Source organism: Allobosea sp. GW821-FHT09G06 (assembly GCF_059416005.1).
Window position 1 is genome coordinate 368,336 of sequence record NZ_JBWKOI010000003.1, and the last position, 16,596, is coordinate 384,931.

18 protein-coding genes are annotated in these 16,596 nt (G+C 66.4%); 11 read left to right on the forward strand and 7 right to left on the reverse strand.

Annotation, left to right across the window (positions count from 1 at the left end):
• The first annotated feature begins 10 nt into the window (after positions 1-10).
• The 3 genes from AC07NY_RS17965 to AC07NY_RS17975 all read left to right on the forward strand — a co-directional run bounded on the left by AC07NY_RS17965 (position 11) and on the right by AC07NY_RS17975 (position 2,610).
• Complete coding sequence (locus AC07NY_RS17965) at positions 11-1,390, forward strand: amino acid ABC transporter permease (RefSeq protein ID WP_492283601.1); 1,380 nt, start codon at positions 11-13, stop codon at positions 1,388-1,390.
• A 20-nt stretch (positions 1,391-1,410) separates the two neighbouring features.
• Complete coding sequence (locus AC07NY_RS17970) at positions 1,411-2,205, forward strand: amino acid ABC transporter ATP-binding protein (protein WP_374678830.1); 795 nt, start codon at positions 1,411-1,413, stop codon at positions 2,203-2,205.
• A gap of 120 nt (positions 2,206-2,325) precedes the next feature.
• Complete coding sequence (locus AC07NY_RS17975) at positions 2,326-2,610, forward strand: hypothetical protein (RefSeq protein ID WP_494584965.1); 285 nt, start codon at positions 2,326-2,328, stop codon at positions 2,608-2,610.
• A gap of 86 nt (positions 2,611-2,696) precedes the next feature.
• Here the strand turns inward: AC07NY_RS17975 and AC07NY_RS17980 are convergent, their stop codons facing one another.
• Positions 2,697-3,857 carry a glycerophosphodiester phosphodiesterase gene (locus AC07NY_RS17980; RefSeq protein WP_494584966.1) on the reverse strand — a complete coding sequence of 387 codons (1,161 nt, stop codon included), beginning with the start codon at positions 3,855-3,857 and terminating at the stop codon, positions 2,697-2,699.
• Between the two features lie 135 nt (positions 3,858-3,992).
• Here AC07NY_RS17980 and AC07NY_RS17985 point away from each other — a divergent pair, with 135 nt between their 5' ends.
• Complete coding sequence (locus tag AC07NY_RS17985) at positions 3,993-4,646, forward strand: pentapeptide repeat-containing protein (protein WP_494584967.1); 654 nt, start codon at positions 3,993-3,995, stop codon at positions 4,644-4,646.
• 152 nt (positions 4,647-4,798) lie between these two features.
• On the opposite strand, the gene AC07NY_RS17990 is transcribed toward AC07NY_RS17985, so the two are convergent.
• Positions 4,799-4,936, reverse strand: coding sequence for a lipoprotein (locus AC07NY_RS17990; protein ID WP_173046700.1), 138 nt, complete (start codon positions 4,934-4,936; stop codon positions 4,799-4,801).
• A gap of 183 nt (positions 4,937-5,119) precedes the next feature.
• On the opposite strand from AC07NY_RS17990, the gene AC07NY_RS17995 reads away from it, so the two are divergent.
• The 4 genes from AC07NY_RS17995 to AC07NY_RS18010 all read left to right on the forward strand — a co-directional run bounded on the left by AC07NY_RS17995 (position 5,120) and on the right by AC07NY_RS18010 (position 9,315).
• Positions 5,120-6,418 (forward strand): RsmB/NOP family class I SAM-dependent RNA methyltransferase, encoded by a 1,299-nt coding sequence (locus AC07NY_RS17995; RefSeq protein ID WP_494584968.1) that lies wholly within the window; start codon positions 5,120-5,122, stop codon positions 6,416-6,418.
• A gap of 49 nt (positions 6,419-6,467) precedes the next feature.
• Positions 6,468-8,036, forward strand: coding sequence for a glutamine-hydrolyzing GMP synthase (gene guaA / locus AC07NY_RS18000; RefSeq protein ID WP_494584969.1), 1,569 nt, complete (start codon positions 6,468-6,470; stop codon positions 8,034-8,036).
• A 195-nt stretch (positions 8,037-8,231) separates the two neighbouring features.
• Entirely contained in the window at positions 8,232-8,915 is a 684-nt protein-coding gene (locus AC07NY_RS18005) for a DUF2161 domain-containing phosphodiesterase (protein WP_494584970.1), read from the forward strand.
• An 88-nt stretch (positions 8,916-9,003) separates the two neighbouring features.
• Positions 9,004-9,315 carry an I78 family peptidase inhibitor gene (locus AC07NY_RS18010; RefSeq protein ID WP_494584971.1) on the forward strand — a complete coding sequence of 104 codons (312 nt, stop codon included), beginning with the start codon at positions 9,004-9,006 and terminating at the stop codon, positions 9,313-9,315.
• Between the two features lie 128 nt (positions 9,316-9,443).
• Here AC07NY_RS18010 and rpmG read toward each other — a convergent pair whose 3' ends face one another.
• From rpmG to AC07NY_RS18035, 5 genes are all read right to left on the reverse strand, one after another.
• Complete coding sequence (rpmG, locus tag AC07NY_RS18015; RefSeq protein WP_038367996.1) at positions 9,444-9,611, reverse strand: 50S ribosomal protein L33; 168 nt, start codon at positions 9,609-9,611, stop codon at positions 9,444-9,446.
• A gap of 140 nt (positions 9,612-9,751) precedes the next feature.
• Complete coding sequence (locus tag AC07NY_RS18020; protein WP_494584972.1) at positions 9,752-10,486, reverse strand: NUDIX hydrolase; 735 nt, start codon at positions 10,484-10,486, stop codon at positions 9,752-9,754.
• Complete coding sequence (locus AC07NY_RS18025; RefSeq protein WP_494584973.1) at positions 10,483-10,929, reverse strand: DUF983 domain-containing protein; 447 nt, start codon at positions 10,927-10,929, stop codon at positions 10,483-10,485. Before AC07NY_RS18025 ends, AC07NY_RS18020 begins: the two co-directional genes overlap by 4 nt.
• Complete coding sequence (gene rnr, locus AC07NY_RS18030) at positions 10,929-13,298, reverse strand: ribonuclease R (RefSeq protein ID WP_494584974.1); 2,370 nt, start codon at positions 13,296-13,298, stop codon at positions 10,929-10,931. Before rnr ends, AC07NY_RS18025 begins: the two co-directional genes overlap by 1 nt.
• A 423-nt stretch (positions 13,299-13,721) precedes the next feature.
• Positions 13,722-14,132 (reverse strand): DUF2000 family protein, encoded by a 411-nt coding sequence (locus AC07NY_RS18035; protein WP_494584975.1) that lies wholly within the window; start codon positions 14,130-14,132, stop codon positions 13,722-13,724.
• Between AC07NY_RS18035 and AC07NY_RS18040 the strand changes: the two genes are divergently transcribed.
• From AC07NY_RS18040 to AC07NY_RS18050, 3 genes are all read left to right on the forward strand, one after another.
• Positions 14,131-15,000, forward strand: coding sequence for a helix-turn-helix domain-containing protein (locus AC07NY_RS18040; protein WP_494584976.1), 870 nt, complete (start codon positions 14,131-14,133; stop codon positions 14,998-15,000). The two genes, AC07NY_RS18035 and AC07NY_RS18040, sit on opposite strands and share 2 nt — an antisense overlap.
• Before the next feature lie 79 nt (positions 15,001-15,079).
• Entirely contained in the window at positions 15,080-16,066 is a 987-nt protein-coding gene (gnd, locus tag AC07NY_RS18045; RefSeq protein ID WP_494584977.1) for a phosphogluconate dehydrogenase (NAD(+)-dependent, decarboxylating), read from the forward strand.
• A 4-nt stretch (positions 16,067-16,070) separates the two neighbouring features.
• A complete protein-coding gene (locus AC07NY_RS18050; RefSeq protein ID WP_494584978.1) occupies positions 16,071-16,595 on the forward strand; it encodes a gluconokinase in 525 nt (174 codons plus the stop codon).
• The last annotated feature ends 1 nt before the right edge of the window (position 16,596 follow it).

Below are 16,596 nucleotides of genomic sequence, written 5' to 3' on the forward strand. Positions count from 1 at the left end.
GGGCTGCGCGATGACCGACGCAACAACCGAAAACGCGCCCTTCGCCTTCGTCCGCAAGGAGACGCTCCAGCAAGAACCGGCGCCGCTCTCCGTCGCCGGCCCGCTGGCCTGGATCAGGGGGAACCTGTTCTCCAGCCCGCTCAACGCGATCCTGACGCTGCTCTGCGTCTGGCTCGTGATCGACACGGTTCCGGGGATGGTCCGCTTCTACATCCTCGATGCGGTCTGGACCGGCACGAACCGCGACGCCTGCCTCGCCGACAAGGTCGGCCGGCCCGTCGGGGCGTGCTGGGCCTATATCGCGGATCGCACCCAGTACTTCATTTATGGCTCCTATCCCGTGGCGGAGCGCTGGCGCGTCAACATCGTCTTCGCGATGTTCGCGCTCGGCGTGGTCTGGCTGCTCTGGAACAGGATGCCGCTGAAGAAGGTCGGTTTCTTCTTCTTCTTCGTCATCCTGCCGGCGAGCGCCTTCATCCTGCTGCTCGGCGGCCCGCGCGCCGAGAGCTTCCTGCGCTTCCTGATCATCGTCACCTTCGCTCTGGCGGTGCTGTATCTGGTGCTCTCCTTCGTGCCGGGGCTGATGAAGTTCTGGATCGGCGAGGGGCAGCTCGCGGTCGAGGAGGCGATGCCGGCCTGGCAGCGCTTCTACCGGCCCAAGCGCCTGATCCTGATCTCGCTCGTCGTCTTCGGCCTGCTGGCGATCCTCGCCGACAAGGTCGGCCTGCCGCGCGTCGATACCGGCCTCTGGGGCGGCATGACCGTGACCTTCCTGATCTCGGCGGTCGGCATCGTCTTCTCGCTGCCGCTCGGCGTGCTGCTCGCGCTCGGCCGCCGCTCGCGGCTGCCGGCGATCCAGCTGCTCTCGGTGATCTTCATCGAGTTCGTGCGTGGCGTGCCGCTGATCACCGTGTTGTTCATGGCCAACACCATGCTGCCGCTCTTCGTGCCGCAGGAATGGTCGCCTGACCGTCTGCTGCGGCCGCTGATCGGCGTCGCGCTCTTCGCCGCCGCCTATATGGCGGAGGTGGTGCGTGGCGGCCTGCAGGCGATGCCGAAGGGCCAGTACGAGGGCGCGATGTCGCTCGGCCTCGGCTACTGGCAAATGATGCGCCTGATCATTCTGCCACAGGCCCTGCGCATCGTGATCCCGGGCATCGTCAACACCTTCATCGGGCTGTTCAAGGATACGACGCTGGTCACCATCGTCGGCATCTTCGACTTCCTGCGCACCATCGAGGCGACGCTGATCGATCCGACCTGGGCGACGCCCACGACACGGTCGACAGGTTACGCTTTCGCCGCCATCTTCTATTTCCTGTGCTGCTGGGGAATGTCGCGCTATTCGATTGCGGTCGAGAAGCGCCTCGCCGCCGGCCAAAAACGTTGAGAGGGACGACAACAATGGCAATGGCAGAAACCAAGACGACCGGCTCCCGCCCCGCGGCGCTGAAGCAGACCTCGCTGAACACCGCGACCGCCGTCGAGATGATCGGTGTGAACAAGTGGTACGGCGAGTTCCACGTGCTGCGCGACATCAACCTGAAGGTCGGCCGGGGCGAGAAGCTCGTGATCTGCGGACCTTCCGGCTCGGGCAAGTCCACGATGATCCGCTGCATCAACCGTCTGGAAGAGCACCAGAAGGGCCAGATCATCGTCGACGGCACGGAGCTCACCAACGATCTCAAGAAGATCGACGAGATCCGCCGCGACGTCGGCATGGTCTTCCAGCACTTCAACCTGTTCCCGCATCTGACGATCCTGGAGAACCTGACGCTGGCGCCGATCTGGGTGCGCAAGATGCCCAAGAAGGATGCCGAGGAGATCGGCATGCACTATCTCAAGCGCGTCAAAATCCCCGAGCAGGCTCATAAATATCCGGGCCAGCTCTCGGGCGGCCAGCAGCAGCGCGTCGCGATCGCCCGCTCGCTCTGCATGAGCCCGAAGATCATGCTGTTCGACGAGCCGACCTCGGCGCTCGATCCGGAAATGGTCAAGGAAGTGCTCGACACCATGGTCTCGCTGGCCGAGGAGGGCATGACCATGCTCTGCGTCACCCACGAGATGGGTTTCGCCCGTCAGGTCGCCGACCGCGTCATCTTCATGGATGCCGGCCAGATCGTCGAGATGAACACCCCCAACGAGTTCTTCAAGAACCCGCAGCACGAGCGCACCAAGCTCTTCCTCAGCCAGATCCTGCACTGAGCCTGGAAGACTTTTTCATCGACAAGGGCGCGCCGGAGTTCCGCGCGCCCTTTTGCGTTCCGGATGCATCGTGGAACGAATGCCTGGCTGATCCGTTGTTGTGCAAACGGAGGAAAAGCCATGAAACGACTTGTTCCTGCCCTTGTCGCCGCCATTCTGATGAGCGGCGGGGCCTATGCCCAGTCGATCAATGTCGGCCCCGGCGGCGTCAGCGTCGATACGCGCTCACCGCGTGACCGAGCCATCGACCGGGAAATCCGCGAGGAGCGGCGCGACCGTTACGAGCGCCATCGCGAGCGCGAATGGCGCCGGGCCAATTATCGCGGCGACGACTGCCGCACCGTGACGACCGAGCGCGAAACCCCGCGCGGCACCGTGCGACGCACGACTCGCGTTTGCGATTGAGTTTTGCTGCGCCGGCAGGCGCGACATCCGGCCATGAAAAAGGCCCGCGACGCCGAGCGTCGCGGGCCTTCTGCTGGAAATCGGACTTACTTGCCGTCGCGTGCCTTCACGGCCTGGTCGGGGAAGTCCGAGAACAGGCCGTCGAGCCCGAGCGCGAAGAAGGCCTTGTACTCGGCGCCGGCGTCGCCCTTGAAATCGGAGGCCAGGCGCTTCGGCTCGCTGCGGAAGGTCCAGCTATGGACCAGCAGGCCCGCCGCATGGGCGTCCTTCACGACATTGGTCGGGGCGATCAGCGTGCGGTCGCGCTCGTCGATCGCGCCGTCGCCATTGAGGTCCTGCGGCTTGCCATCAGTGCCGATCGTCTGCTTGGCGCCGATCAGGTAGGGCTTCCAGGGGCCGACGCCGTCGGCATAGGTCGCGATCTCCTTGAGGCCTTCCGCCGAGAGCATGTCCTGGAAGGTCCGCTTGTCGCCGAGCACGGCGAAGTCGTAGGGCCGGTCGAAGGGCGCCACCAGCGTGACCTTGCCGTCCTTGTCGACGCCGTCGCCATCCACGAGCTGGACGAGACGCAGCTGGGTCTTCGGACGCAGGTATTTCAGGTTCGCGGTCTCGAAGCTCTGGATGAAGACCGGCGCCGTCTTGTCGGTCCAGCCGGCGGCCTTGAGCATGTCGAGGAGCTTGTCCTCGAAGGCAAGCCCGAGCGCGGCGTGATAGGTCGGGTGCTTGGTTTCCGGATAGATGCCGATGGTCCGGCCGGTGCGGGCGCTCTCGGCCTTGGCGAGGTCGATTACCTCCTGGAGGGTCGGAATCTGGTACTTGCCGTTATGCGATTGGTCGCGATCGGCAAAGGCCTGCTTGGCCTTCAGCGTCTTGATCTCAGCGGCGGTGAAGTCGTTGGCGAACCAGTCGGTGGTGTCGACGCCGTCGACCTTGCGGGTGGTCTTGCGATTGGCGAATTCCGGGCGGGTGGCGACATCGGTCGTGCCTGATAGCATCGGCTCGTGGCGGACGATCAGCACACCGTCCTTGGTCGAGACGAGGTCGGGCTCGATGAAGTCGGCGCCCTGCTGGATCGCAAGCTTGTAGCCCTCGATCGTATGCTCCGGCAGGTAGCCGCTGGCGCCGCGATGGGCGACGACGATCGGCTTCTGGCCGGAAAGCGTCGGAGCGGCCTGCGCGAACGCGGCCGGAGCCTGGAAGGCCAGAGCGGCGAGAAGCGTCGTCGAGAGAAGGAATTGCTTTGTCATGGTCTGGCTCAGCCTCGCGAAAATGCGTGGGACCTTAAGGCGGCGGATATGACACGGCCATGAAGGCGAGCGCTTGGATTTGAGGGGAGTGTAGCGGCTTTCACCTGACTTGGGAGTGGTCGGGAATCGGATAGTGTGCGGGCCGCGTTTCGGACGAGCACACACATCATGGCTGAACGACGATACGGCGAACCCGCGCCCAAGACGATCGAAACGATTGCCGGCGCGGATTGGTATGGCGACGAACTCAACCGGCAGCGCTACCAGAGCACGCTGTTCGCCGATCTCGATCTGAGCGAGGCCCGGAATACCGGCTGCGTCTTCACCGAATGTACATTTCGCCGGGCGCGCTTCAACGGCTCCACGCATCACAGCGCCGCTTTCGTGAACTGCACCTTTGCTGGCTGCAATTTCTTCGACACGACCTTCACCGAATGCAAGTTCGTGGGCAGCATGTTCGACGGTTGCCAGTTCGACAGCATGAAAGTCGTCGACGGCGACTGGTCCTTTGTCGGGCTTCCCGGAGCGGACCTGCGGAAAGCGAGTTTCCGGGGTACGCGATTACGCGAGGCGGACTTGACCGGCGCGCGCTGCCAGGATGGCTCGATCCGGGACGTCGACCTGTCGGGCGTGTGGCTGCACAGCGCCGATTTCTCGAATTGCGACCTGAGAGGCAGCGATCTCAGCGCACTGGAGCCGGCGAACACGCAGATCAGGGGCGCGATCATCACGATCGATCAGACGATCATCGTCGCAAAAGCGCTGGGGCTGGATGTCCGCCGGAAATGACCTTGCCGCGGATCATCGCAGCAGCCTTGCCCGGAAACGGACTGTGATTCAGCCCAAGAAAAAACCCGCTCCGGAAAGCCGGTGCGGGTTTCGTTCGAGCGCTGATGCGATCGGAACGCTGCTTAAGCGCTGCCGTCCCCTCCCGCGCAATCTCAGCGGCGGTTCTCGAGGGTCGTCTTGGCGTCGAGGCGCTTGGAGGCCGGCGGGGTGTAGTCCGGCTGCTGGGTGGCGCAGGCGGCGAGGCCGAGCGCGACGAGGCTCAGGATGAGGATGCGGCTGGCGCTTTTCATGTGTGGAGATCCCGTTGGCCGCGACATGCGGTTGCATCGTCTTTCCCCTTGTGAAACGACCGCGTCAAGAGTGTGGCGCCGGGGCCTTCATGTCCCAGCGTCATGTTTGAATCGGTCGAAGCTCGTTCGACCTCGTTTTGCGGCATTCCGGAGCGCGTCCGGCCGTGCCAGGATTGAAGCGTCATGACCCCAGCCGCCCGGATCAGCGCCGCCATCGAGGTGCTTCAGGATATCGTCGAACGCCGCCGCCCGGCTGCCGATTCGCTCAAGGACTGGGGCCTGTCGCGCCGCTTCGCCGGCTCGAAGGACCGCGCGGCCGTCGCCTCGCTGGTCTATGACGCGCTCCGCCGCAAGGCTTCGTCCGGCTATGCGATGGCGTCCGAGACGCCGCGCGCGCTCGTCCTCGGCATGCTCGCCGGCCTGCGCGGCCTCGGCGTCGCCGAGATCGCGGCGCTGTGCTCCGGCGAGAATCACGCGCCGCAGCCCCTGAGCGACGACGAGACCGCGCTGCTCACCGCCTTTTCGGTCGAGGGCGCGCCTGATTGGGTGCAGGCAGACGTCCCGGAATGGCTCTGGCCGTCGTTCCATGCGGGCTTGGGCGAAGCGGCCATCACTGAGGGGGAAGCGCTGGCCGCGCGCGCGCCGATCGATCTGCGCGTCAACCGCCTCAAGGCCGGCCGTGATGCCGTACTGAACGATCTCGCCCATCTCCAGCCGGAGCAGGGCCCCTGGTCGCCGGACGCCTTGCGCTTTCAGCCCGGCCATGATGGCCGCGGCCCCTCGCTGCAGACCGAGCCCGGCTTCTTTGCCGGCGCCTTCGAGATCCAGGACGAGGGTTCGCAATTGGTGACGCTGCTCGCCGGCGCCCAGCCCGGCCAGACCGTGATCGATCTCTGCGCCGGGGCAGGGGGCAAGACGCTGGCGCTGGCCGCGCTGATGGCCAATCGCGGCAGCCTCTATGCCACCGATCTCGACAGCCGCCGCCTCGCGCCGCTGCATGACCGGGTGGCTCGCTCGGGCGCCGGCATCGTCGAGGTCCGCATTCCCCGTTCGCGTGGCCACGAGCCCTTCGCCGATATCGCCGGCCAGGTCGATCTCGTGCTCGTCGATGCGCCCTGCACCGGCTCCGGCACCTGGCGGCGCAATCCGGATGCGAAATGGCGCGTGCGCCCTGGCGCGTTGGCCGAGCGCGTCAAGGACCAGGCCGAGGTGCTCGCGCGGGCCGCGAGGCTGGTGAAGCCGGGCGGCCGCATCGCCTACATCACTTGCTCGGTGCTGCCGGAGGAGAACGACGAGGCGATCCGCGCCTTCCTCGGCAAGCATGCTGGCTTCTCCGCCATCGCGCCGATCGACGTGCTCAAGGGCGCCGAGAGCGACTTCTCCCTGCTCGCCCGCTTCGGCACGGAATTCGGCCTGCAGCTCTCGCCACGGCGCACCGGCACGGACGGGTTCTATCTGGCTTGCCTCCAGCGCGGGGATTGAGGCTGTCGCGGGCGTTGCACGCGCCCGCGCGATCCATTAACGGAACGCGATGACGAGCGCTCAGCCCCATCACGACTCCATCCTCATCATCGATTTCGGTTCGCAGGTTACGCAGCTGATCGCGCGGCGCATCCGCGAGATCGGCGTCTATTGCGAGATCGCCCCGTTCCAGTCGGCGGCCGACGCCTTCGCGCGCATGAAGCCGAAGGGCGTGATCTTCTCGGGCGGCCCGGCCTCGGTGCCGGACGAGGGCAGCCCGCGCGCTCCCGACGCCGTCTTCAGCGCCAATATCCCGCTGATGGGCATCTGCTACGGCCAGCAGACCATGGCACACCAGCTCGGCGGCAAGGTCGAGGGCGGCCACGCTGCCGAATTCGGCCGCGCCGATGTCGAGATCGTCGCGCCGTCGAAATTGTTCGAAGGCGTCTGGGAAAAGGGCGCGCGCTATCCGGTCTGGATGAGCCATGGCGACCGCGTCACCGAACTGCCTGCGGGCTTCTCGGTCAAGGCGACCTCGGAGAACGCCCCCTTCGCGGTGGCGAGCGACGAGGCCCGGCGTTTCTACACCACGATGTTCCACCCCGAGGTGGTCCACACGCCCGATGGCGGCAAGCTGCTGCGCAATTTCGTCGTCGAGATCTGTGGCTGCAAGCCGGACTGGAGCATGTCGGCCTACCGCTCCGAGATGCAGAAGAAGATCCGCGATCAGGTCGGCACTGGCCGCGTCATCTGCGGCCTCTCCGGCGGCGTCGACTCGGCGGTGGCGGCGGTGCTGATCCACGAGGCGATCGGCGACCAGCTCACCTGCGTCTTCGTCGACCACGGCCTGATGCGGATGAACGAGGCCGAAGAGGTCGTCCGCCTGTTCAGGGATCACTACAACATCCCGCTGGTCCATGTTGAGGCCGAAGAGCTTTTCCTCACCGAGCTTGCCAAGTGCGGCGCCGATCCGGAAGCCAAGCGCAAGACCATCGGCCGGCTCTTCATCGACGTCTTCGATGCCGAGGCCGCCAAGCTCGGCGGCGCCGATTTCCTGGCGCAAGGCACGCTCTATCCCGATGTTATCGAGAGCGTGTCGTTCTCCGGCGGTCCCTCGGTGACCATTAAGAGCCACCACAATGTCGGCGGCCTGCCCGAGCGCATGAAGATGAAGCTCGTCGAGCCGCTGCGCGAATTGTTCAAGGACGAGGTACGCGTGCTCGGCCGCGAACTCGGCCTGCCCGAGGCCTTCGTCGGCCGCCACCCCTTCCCGGGACCGGGCCTCGCCATTCGCTGCCCCGGCGAGATCACCAGGGAGAAGCTCGACATTCTGCGCAAGGCGGATGCGATCTATCTCGACGAGATCCGCAAGGCCGGCCTCTACGACGTGATCTGGCAGGCTTTCGCCGTGCTGCTGCCGGTGCGCACTGTTGGCGTTATGGGCGACTACCGCACCTATGACCATGTCTGCGCGCTGCGCGCCGTGACCTCGGTCGATGGCATGACGGCGGATTTCTACCCCTTCGACATGAACTTTCTCGGCCGCGCCGCGACCCGGATCATCAACGAGGTCAAGGGCATCAACCGCGTCGTCTACGACGTGACCTCGAAGCCCCCCGGCACGATCGAGTGGGAGTGAGGGGCGGTAACGCCATCTGACCGAGCCGCATTCGCGGCTGATCGCAGATCGTTGACATCAAATCCACCCCCATCGGCCGACGATCTCGGCCCATGGCGGGTGGATCTTTCGTTTGAGTCGTCATGACGCCTGCCGGCATTTGCCTCTCCGAAACGACTGCCGGTCAAGATGGCTGCCTGTTCTCCGGAGGTGGATGTGGAAACGTCGCTCTATCTGCCCGTCAAGCGCTTCCTTGAAGCGCTAGGCTACACCGTCAAGGGCGAGATCGGGCCTTGCGACCTCGTTGGGCTGCGTGACGGCGATCCCTCCGTCGTGGTGATCGGCGAACTGAAGATGAGCTTCAATCTCGAACTCGTCCTGCAGGGCGTCGATCGGCTCAGCCTCGGCGATGAGATCTGGCTCGCGGCTCAGCTCTCCGCCCGCGGGAAGGGGCGCGAGAGCGATCCGCGCTATCGCAATCTCTGCCGGCGCCTCGGCTTCGGATTGCTCGGCATCTCGAAGGCCGGCGATGTCTCCATCCTTGTCTCACCGGCGGCACCCACGCCGCGCAAGGACCCGCGCCGGCGCTCGCGGCTGGTGGATGAGCACAAGCGCCGCCAGGGCGACCCGGCCATGGGTGGCGGCACGCGCAAGCCGATCATGACGGCCTATCGCCAGCAGGCACTCTCCTGCGCGGCGGCAATGGCTCTCGAGCCGAAACGGCCGCGCGACCTCAAGCCATCCTGTCCCGATGCCCAGAAGATCCTGCACCGCAACGTCTATGGCTGGTTCGAGCGCTCCGGGCGCGGGGTCTATGCGCTGACGGAGGCCGGCCGCAGCGCCTTGGCCGCATGGCATGCCCAGCTCCCGGTGAGCCCGGCGGCGGGGCTCGCAGCCTGAGCGCGGCCATCCCCTTGCCATGGCTGCGCCTCAACGCGATCGTAGAGCCTCCGGCGATTGTTCGAGTTGCCTGAAAGGGGTTGTGATGATGGCGCAGAAATTTCTGGCGGCTGGGGTGCTGTCGCTGGCAGCCTTGACGCTGGCGGCTTGCCAGAGCGATGCGCAGCAGGTTCCGATGGGAACCGCGCCAGGCTTGCCCGGCGCGTGCAGCGAGGATGCGGCCGAGGCTCTGGCCGGCAAGGCCCGCGTCAGCGATGCCGAAGCCCAGCAGGCCACCGGCGCGACGATCGTGCGTCAGATTCGGCCGGGGCAGGGCGTGACCATGGATTACCGCAAGGAGCGGGTGACCATCGAGACCGATCCGAAGACCGGCAGGATCATCCGCGCTTATTGCGGCTAGGGGCGGAGCGGCGGCGTCTCCGAGCCTTCGGCCGCCGCCGGTTGCGCTGTCGCGATGCTAAGGTCCTGAACGAAAAACCGCCCGAAAGGGCGGTTTTTAAAAGCGAAATCAGATCGCAAGGCCAAGCCTCACTTGATCTTGGTTTCCTTGAACTCGACGTGCTTGCGCGCGACGGGGTCATACTTCTTCTTCGACATCTTCTCGGTCATCGTACGCGAGTTCTTCTTCGTCACGTAGAAGAAGCCGGTGTCGGCGGTCGAAAGCAGCTTGATTTTGATCGTCACGGCCTTGGCCATGGGTCTATCCTCGAACCATGCGGGCCGATGGCCCTCGGAAAAGAAAATGGCCGGGCGAACCCGGCAAACCGTCAGCGCGGGGAATGCCGCAAAGGGCCGGCGAAGTCAAGGAAGAATAGCTCGGCGGCGCGAAAGGCCTCTCAGAGCTCCTCGCGCACGAAGCTGCCGCGCTTCTCCCAATAGAACGGGACCGGCAGATAGGGCGCGAAACCCCCCTCGATCCGGGCCTCGACCTCCTGGATGATCACCTTGGTGATCGTCGGCAGGTCGAGCTCCTTGGCTTCGTCGAAATCGACCCAGACCAGGTCGACCAGTTCCGAATCGGGGCCGATGATGCCGTCGATCCGCTTGGCGACCGCGGAAGCGTCGATCGCGAAGAAGCGGGTGTCGAATCGCTTGGGTCGGCGCGGCGGCGTGATCGCGCGCGCGACGAAGGTCACCGCCGAGAGATCGGGATAGATGCCCTGCGCGGCGAAATCGCTCCAGCTTCCCTGCGGCGGGGCATCCGGCGCGCCGAACTCGTCGGAGCCGAAGAGCAGCCCGGTTTCCTCGAAGGTCTCGCGGATCGCGGCCATCGCCAATGCACGGGCCTTGCCGGCGCTGGGGCGCAGGCAGCGCTTGCCGAGCCGGTCCTCGCAAATCTGCGGCACGGCGCCGGTCGCGACCATCTGCCGATCACCGGCATCGACGCGCCCGCCGGGGAAGACGTATTTGCCCGGCATGAACTTGTGGCTCGCATGGCGCTTGCCCATCAGAACCTTGGGGCGGGTGCCGCTGCGATCCAGGATCATCATGGTCGCGGCGTCCTTGGGACGCTGGTTGGCGGTGGTGCGCGCCCGCTCGGCCTGGGTCAAGGTGACGGTATGGTCGGTCATGAACGGGAATCCGAAGGGGGCAGGGGCTGGCGTTCGGGCCGGTCGGACTCGCCGCCGAAGCCATGCATGCGCACGGCCCATTGCAGGCCGACGACGCCACCCTTGACGGGCTGCATCAGCGCGAAGGACAGGATGATGGTGAGCAAGGGCCAGACGGTCATGTGCAGCCACATCGGCCAGTCCGCGAACTTCTCCGCGAGCAACAGGCCGCCGACGATGATGTGGCCGACGATGGTGATCACGATATAGGGCGGCAGGTCGTCGGCACGCTGGTGATGCAGGTCTTCGCCGCAGGCCTCGCATCGATCGACGGGCTTTAGGAAGGCGCGGAACAAACGGCCCTTGCCGCAATGCGGGCAGCGGCCGCGCAGGCCGCGCGCTACCGCCTGGCGCCAGTCGCGCTCTTCGAGATGCGTGCCCGCGCTATGGACCTGGACGCCCATCACCGCCTCTTGCCGGGCTTGCCCTTGCCCGACTTGCTTTTGCCGAAGCTGCCCCCGCCCGGCTTGCCCTTCTTGCCGAAGCTGGCCGCCGGCCGGCTCGTCCCGAAAGGCACGGCACCGCCGCGTCGCCTGCCGGCGCCGCCTGTGGCCACTTTCCGCCCGGGCGAGAGGATCTCGAAGCGCAGCGCGCCCGCGACCGGTGCGGCCTCGACGAGCTTCACATGGACGCGGTCCCCGAGGCGCCAGCTCTCGCCGGTGCGCTCGCCGATCAGCGCGTGGGCCGCTTCGTCATAGCGATAGTAGTCGCCGCCCAGCGTCGAGGCTGGGATAAAGCCGTCGGCGCCGGTGCCGTCGAGCTTCACGAACAGACCGGCCTTGTGCACGCCGCCGATGCGCCCGTCGAAGCTCGCGCCGATCTGGTCGGCGAGGAAATGCGCGATCAGGCGGTCGGTGGTCTCGCGCTCGGCCGCCATGGCGCGCCGCTCTGCCGCCGAGATGCGGGTCGCGACCTCGCGCAGCTCCGCGAGCGTGACGCTCTTCGGCAGGCCGTCATCGCCAAGCTTCAGCGCCGTGATCAGGGCGCGATGCACGATCAGGTCGGCATAGCGACGGATCGGCGAGGTGAAATGGGCATAGCGGCGCAGGTTGAGGCCGAAATGCCCGTAATTCTCGGCGACGTACTCGGCCTGGGCCTGCGTGCGCAGCACGACCTCGTTGATCAGCGTCTCGTTCTCGGAGCCCTTGATCATCGCTAGGATGCGGTTGAACAGCACGGGCCTCAGCGCCCCGTCCTGGGGCAGCTTGATGCCGATCGAGGCCAGGACCTCACTGAGGGCCCGCATCTTCTCCAGCGAGGGCTCGTCATGGCAGCGATAGATCAAGAGGCTGCCGGCCTTCTCCAGCGTCTCGGCCGCCGCGACATTGGCGAGGATCATGAATTCCTCGATCAATCGGTGCGCAGCGAGCCTGTCCGGCACGATGACGCGATCGACCGAACCGTCCGGTTTCAGGATCAGCTTGCGCTCGGGCAGGTCGAGCTCGAGCGGCTGGCGCTGGTCGCGGGCGCGCGCCGCAATGCCATAGGCCGCCCAGAGCGGCATCAGCACGCTCTCGCGGATCGGCGCGGTCTTCTCGTCGGTCTGTCCGTCGATGGCGGCCTGGGCCTGCTGATAAGAGAGCTTCGCCGCCGAGCGCATCAGCACGCGGTGGAAGGAATGGCTCTTCTTCGAGCCGTCGGCCTTGAGCACGAGCCGGACGGCGAGCGCCGGCCGGTCCTCCTGCTCGCGCAGCGAACAGAGATCGTTCGAGATCCGCTCCGGCAGCATCGGCACGACGCGGTCGGGGAAATAGACCGAGTTGCCGCGCTCCAGCGCCTCGCGGTCGAGCGCAGAGTGCGGCGTGACATAGCTCGCGACATCGGCGATGGCGACGGTGACGACGAAGCCGCCGGGATTGTCCGGGTTGTCGTCCGGCACGGCATGGACCGCATCGTCATGGTCCTTGGCGTCGGCCGGATCGATGGTGACGAGCGGCAGCGCGCGCCAATCCTCGCGGCCCCTCAGGCTCGCAAGCGGCGCGTTCGCCGCTTCCTGAAGGGCGGCCGGCGGGAATTCATGCGGGATGCCGTGGGCATGGATCGCGATCAGGCTGACGGCGCGTTCGGATTTGATCGAGCCGAGCCGCTCGCGCACCTGCGCCTCCGGCGGGCCGAAGCGGCTCTCGCGGCGCAAGTTGACCGAGACGAGGTCTCCGTCCTGCGCCTCCGCCGTGCGGCCCTTCGGAATGATGGCTTCGCGCCCTTGCGCCTTCTTGTCGATCGGCACCAGCCGGCCGGAGCCGTCGGGCAGGGCGCGGAAGATGCCGAGGATGGCGGCCTTGGCCTTGCCCATCACCTTGAGCACGCGGCCGGAATAGCCGAAGCCATCGACGCCGCGCAGCCGCGTCAGCTTGAGGATGACATGGTCGCCGACGCCGGGCGCCGGTGCGGCCGACTTGTCCTTGCGCCGCCCCTCGCGGCTGCGCTCGATCAGGATCTGCGGCGGGGCGCCGTTCTCGGCCTCGTCCCATTCCAGCGGCTGGGCGACGAGGTCGCCCTCGCGGTCGCGGCGCTTGATCTCCGAGAGCAGCACGGGCGGCAGCGCACCGCGCGGATGGACGGGGCGCTCCTTGCCGTCGCCGCCGATCTCGCCGTCCTCCGCCATCTCCTTGAGCAGGCGCTTCAGCCAGATCTTGCCGCCGCCATCGAGCCCGAAGGCCTTGGCGATCTCGCGGCGGCCGACCTCGCGGCCGGCAGCGCGCTCTTCCTCGATGAAGTCGAGAATGGCCTCGCGGCTCGGATCAGGAACGGACACGGCCGGTACTCGGGGCATTGGGCAGGGAAAAGCGTGACACGCCGCCTGTCTGCCACGGCTTGCGGCCGGGCGCCAGCATTGGCGGCCCAAAAGCAAGAAGGGCTGCCCTTGCGGGCAGCCCTTCCATTGCCGAACCGCGACCCGGCGAACCGGATCTGAAGGTGCGAAAACTCACGCGGAAAAGAAACCCCAGCAAGAAGAGGTCCAGGTCCGCCCGCCTTGCACCAGCGGTTGATGACAATGAGACACTGGATCACCTCCTTTCAGTTGTTACCGACAAGAAGGAGGCTAAGGCGATTCTGCGGTAGTCGTAAATGCCAAAAAATGCGCTGGACGAGCCTGACGAAAGTCGCGTTCCGGGCCGTAAAAATATGAGCCGGCTCTTGCGTTGCACAGGAATGAGGCAGCGAAGTCTGCGAGAAGGGCACCATCCGCAACGCGTTAGCCGTGCAGCTTCAGCCCCTTGATGATCTTGTCGATCTCCTTGCGCTCGGCATGGAGCCCGATGCCGACGAGATCGAGCGCATCCGTTGCCACCGCAGCGACGGCAGCGCGGTTGTCCACGTCATTGCCGGTCGCGAACAGCTCTTTCGTATAGAGATGCGGCCGGACGCCGCGTTGCTGCGCCCGCTGGAGCCCGTTGGTAAGCTCTGCGGCGCTGGCCGCGAAGATCAGGACGGGCTGGCGGATCAAGGACCCGTAGAAGCGGCCGGAGGCATCCTGATAAGGTTCACCGGCGAGTTCCGGAGAGGCTCCGACGAGCCCGCCGGCAAGGAAGCTGGCGACATTGAGTTTTTGCCAGGTTGCGAGATCATCGCGAACCACGATGGCGATCTTGGTATCGTAACGCATGGATGCATCGCTAACCGAGGCCGGCAAGGCCCGTCTTGAACGATCGTGCGGGCCCGAGCGGGACTGGGTCCGGCTCGGCACCGGCGCGGATGGCATCGAGCGCATGGAGGCGTTCTTCCGCGGCTATGCCTACGATCCGCACCGCCATGACACCTATGCCTTCGGGCTGACGCTGTCCGGCGTGCAGTCCTTCGACTATCGTGGCGCGAGGCGCGACAGCCTCGGTGGCCATGCCATCGCCCTGCATCCCGACGAGGTCCATAACGGCCGCTCCGGCATCGAGAGCGGCTTCCGCTACCGCATGCTATATGTCGAGCCGCGCCTGATCCGGCAGGCGATGGGCGAGGGCGGCCGCGCCTTGCCCTTCATATCCACAGCCGTTTCGCAGGAGCCGCGCCTCGTCGGCGCGATCGCCCGCGCGCTGCGCGATCTCGACCAGCCGCTCGATCCGCTGGCGGTGGACGATCTGGTCGAGCGGCTCGCGCAGGCTCTGCTCGCGCTCGATCCCTCCGCGGGGAGTGCTCGCCCGTCCAGGCGCGACGCCACGGCGCTGGAGCGGGCGCGCGATTATCTCGATGCCCATGCGGCGGAGGCCGTCGATTCAAGCCAGCTGGAAGCCATGACCGGGCTCGACCGCTTCGCACTCGCCCGCCAGTTCCGCGCCGCCTTCGGCACCAGCCCCTATAACTACCTCGTGATGCGCCGCCTCGATCGCGCCCGCCGGATGCTGGCACAAGGCACGTCCCTGGCCGATGCGGCCTTCGCCTGCGGCTTCGCCGACCAGAGCCATCTCACCCGCCAGTTCCGCCGCGCTTATGGCGTCACGCCGGGACGCTGGCGGGCTCTGCAAAGGCAAATCCGGGCCTGAGACCTGCGTCGCGCCGGCTTGCCCCGCCCGCCGCCTCCATGCTTGAAGCAGCGAGAGCCGGCTTTGCGGAGTGTCTGACATGCAGCTTGGAGTGATCGGCCTCGGCCGGATGGGGGGCAACATCGTGCGCCGCCTGATGCGCGCCGGCCATGAATGCGTGGTCTATGATCGCGATCCGAAGCCGGGCCAGGCGCTCGCCGCCGATGGCGCGATCGTTGCCGCCGATCTCAAGGACATGGTCGCCAAGCTCAAGGCGCCCCGCGCCATCTGGGTGATGCTGCCGGCCGGCAAGATCACCGAGGCGACGCTGGCCGAGCTCGCCGGTCTCGTCGGCGCGGGCGATACGCTGATCGACGGCGGCAATGCCTTCTGGAAGGACGATGTCCGCCGCGGCAAGGAACTCGGCGCCAAGGGCATCCACTACATGGATATCGGCACCTCCGGCGGCGTCCACGGGCTCGATCGCGGCTATTGCCTGATGATCGGCGGCGACAAGGCAGCCTTCGACCGGCTGGAGCCGATCTTCGCGACATTGGCGCCCGGCAAGGGCGAGATCGAACCGACGAAGCATCGCGAGGGCCGCAACCCGACGAGCGAGCAGGGCTATCTGCATTGCGGCCCGACCGGCTCCGGCCATTTCGTCAAGATGATCCATAACGGCATCGAATACGGCATGATGCAGGCCTTCGCGGAGGGCTTCGACCTCCTGCGCAACGCCTCGGCCAAGGAAGGCCTGCCGGCCGAATACGGCTTCGATTTCGACGCCGCCGAGATCGCCGAGGTCTGGCGCCGTGGTTCGGTCGTTACCTCCTGGCTGCTTGATCTCACGGCCGAGGCGCTGGCCGCCGACGAGGAGCTCTCCTCCTATACCGGCAATGTCTCGGATTCCGGCGAGGGCCGCTGGACGGTCGATGCCGCCGTCGAGACCGCGACCCCGGCCGAGGTGCTGACATCGGCCCTGTTTGCCCGCTTCCGCTCGCGCGTCGACCATACCTTCGGCGAGAAGATTCTCTCGGCGATGCGCGCCGGCTTCGGCGGCCATGTCGAAGCCAAGAAGCAGGGCTGATTCCGTGACGCAGGCAGCAAGCGGCGGTCGCCCGGCCGTCATCGTCGTCATGGGCGTCGCCAGCTCGGGCAAGACCTCGCTCGGCGAACGGCTGGCGGAGCGTCTCGGCTGGCCGTTCCGCGACGCCGATTCCTTCCATCCCCCGGAGAACGTCGCCAAGATGGCCGGCGGCACGCCGCTCAACGACGACGATCGCAAGCCCTGGCTCGCCGCCATCGCCGCCTGGATCGACGATCTCCGGGACAAGGGCGAGCACGGCATCGTCACCTGCTCGGCGCTGAAGCGCGCCTATCGGCAAGTGATCGTCGGTGACCGGCCGGATGTGCGCTTAGTCTATCTCGAGGGCTCGCGTGAACTGATCGGCCGGCGCATGGCGGCCCGCCAGCATCATTTCATGCCGCCGGCCCTGCTCGACAGCCAGTTCGCCGCGCTGGAAGAGCCGGGCGACGACGAGAAGCCGCTGGTCGTCTCGGTCGAGGACAGCAAGGACGCGATCGTGCAGGACGTGGTCGAGCGGCTGGGTCTTTGAC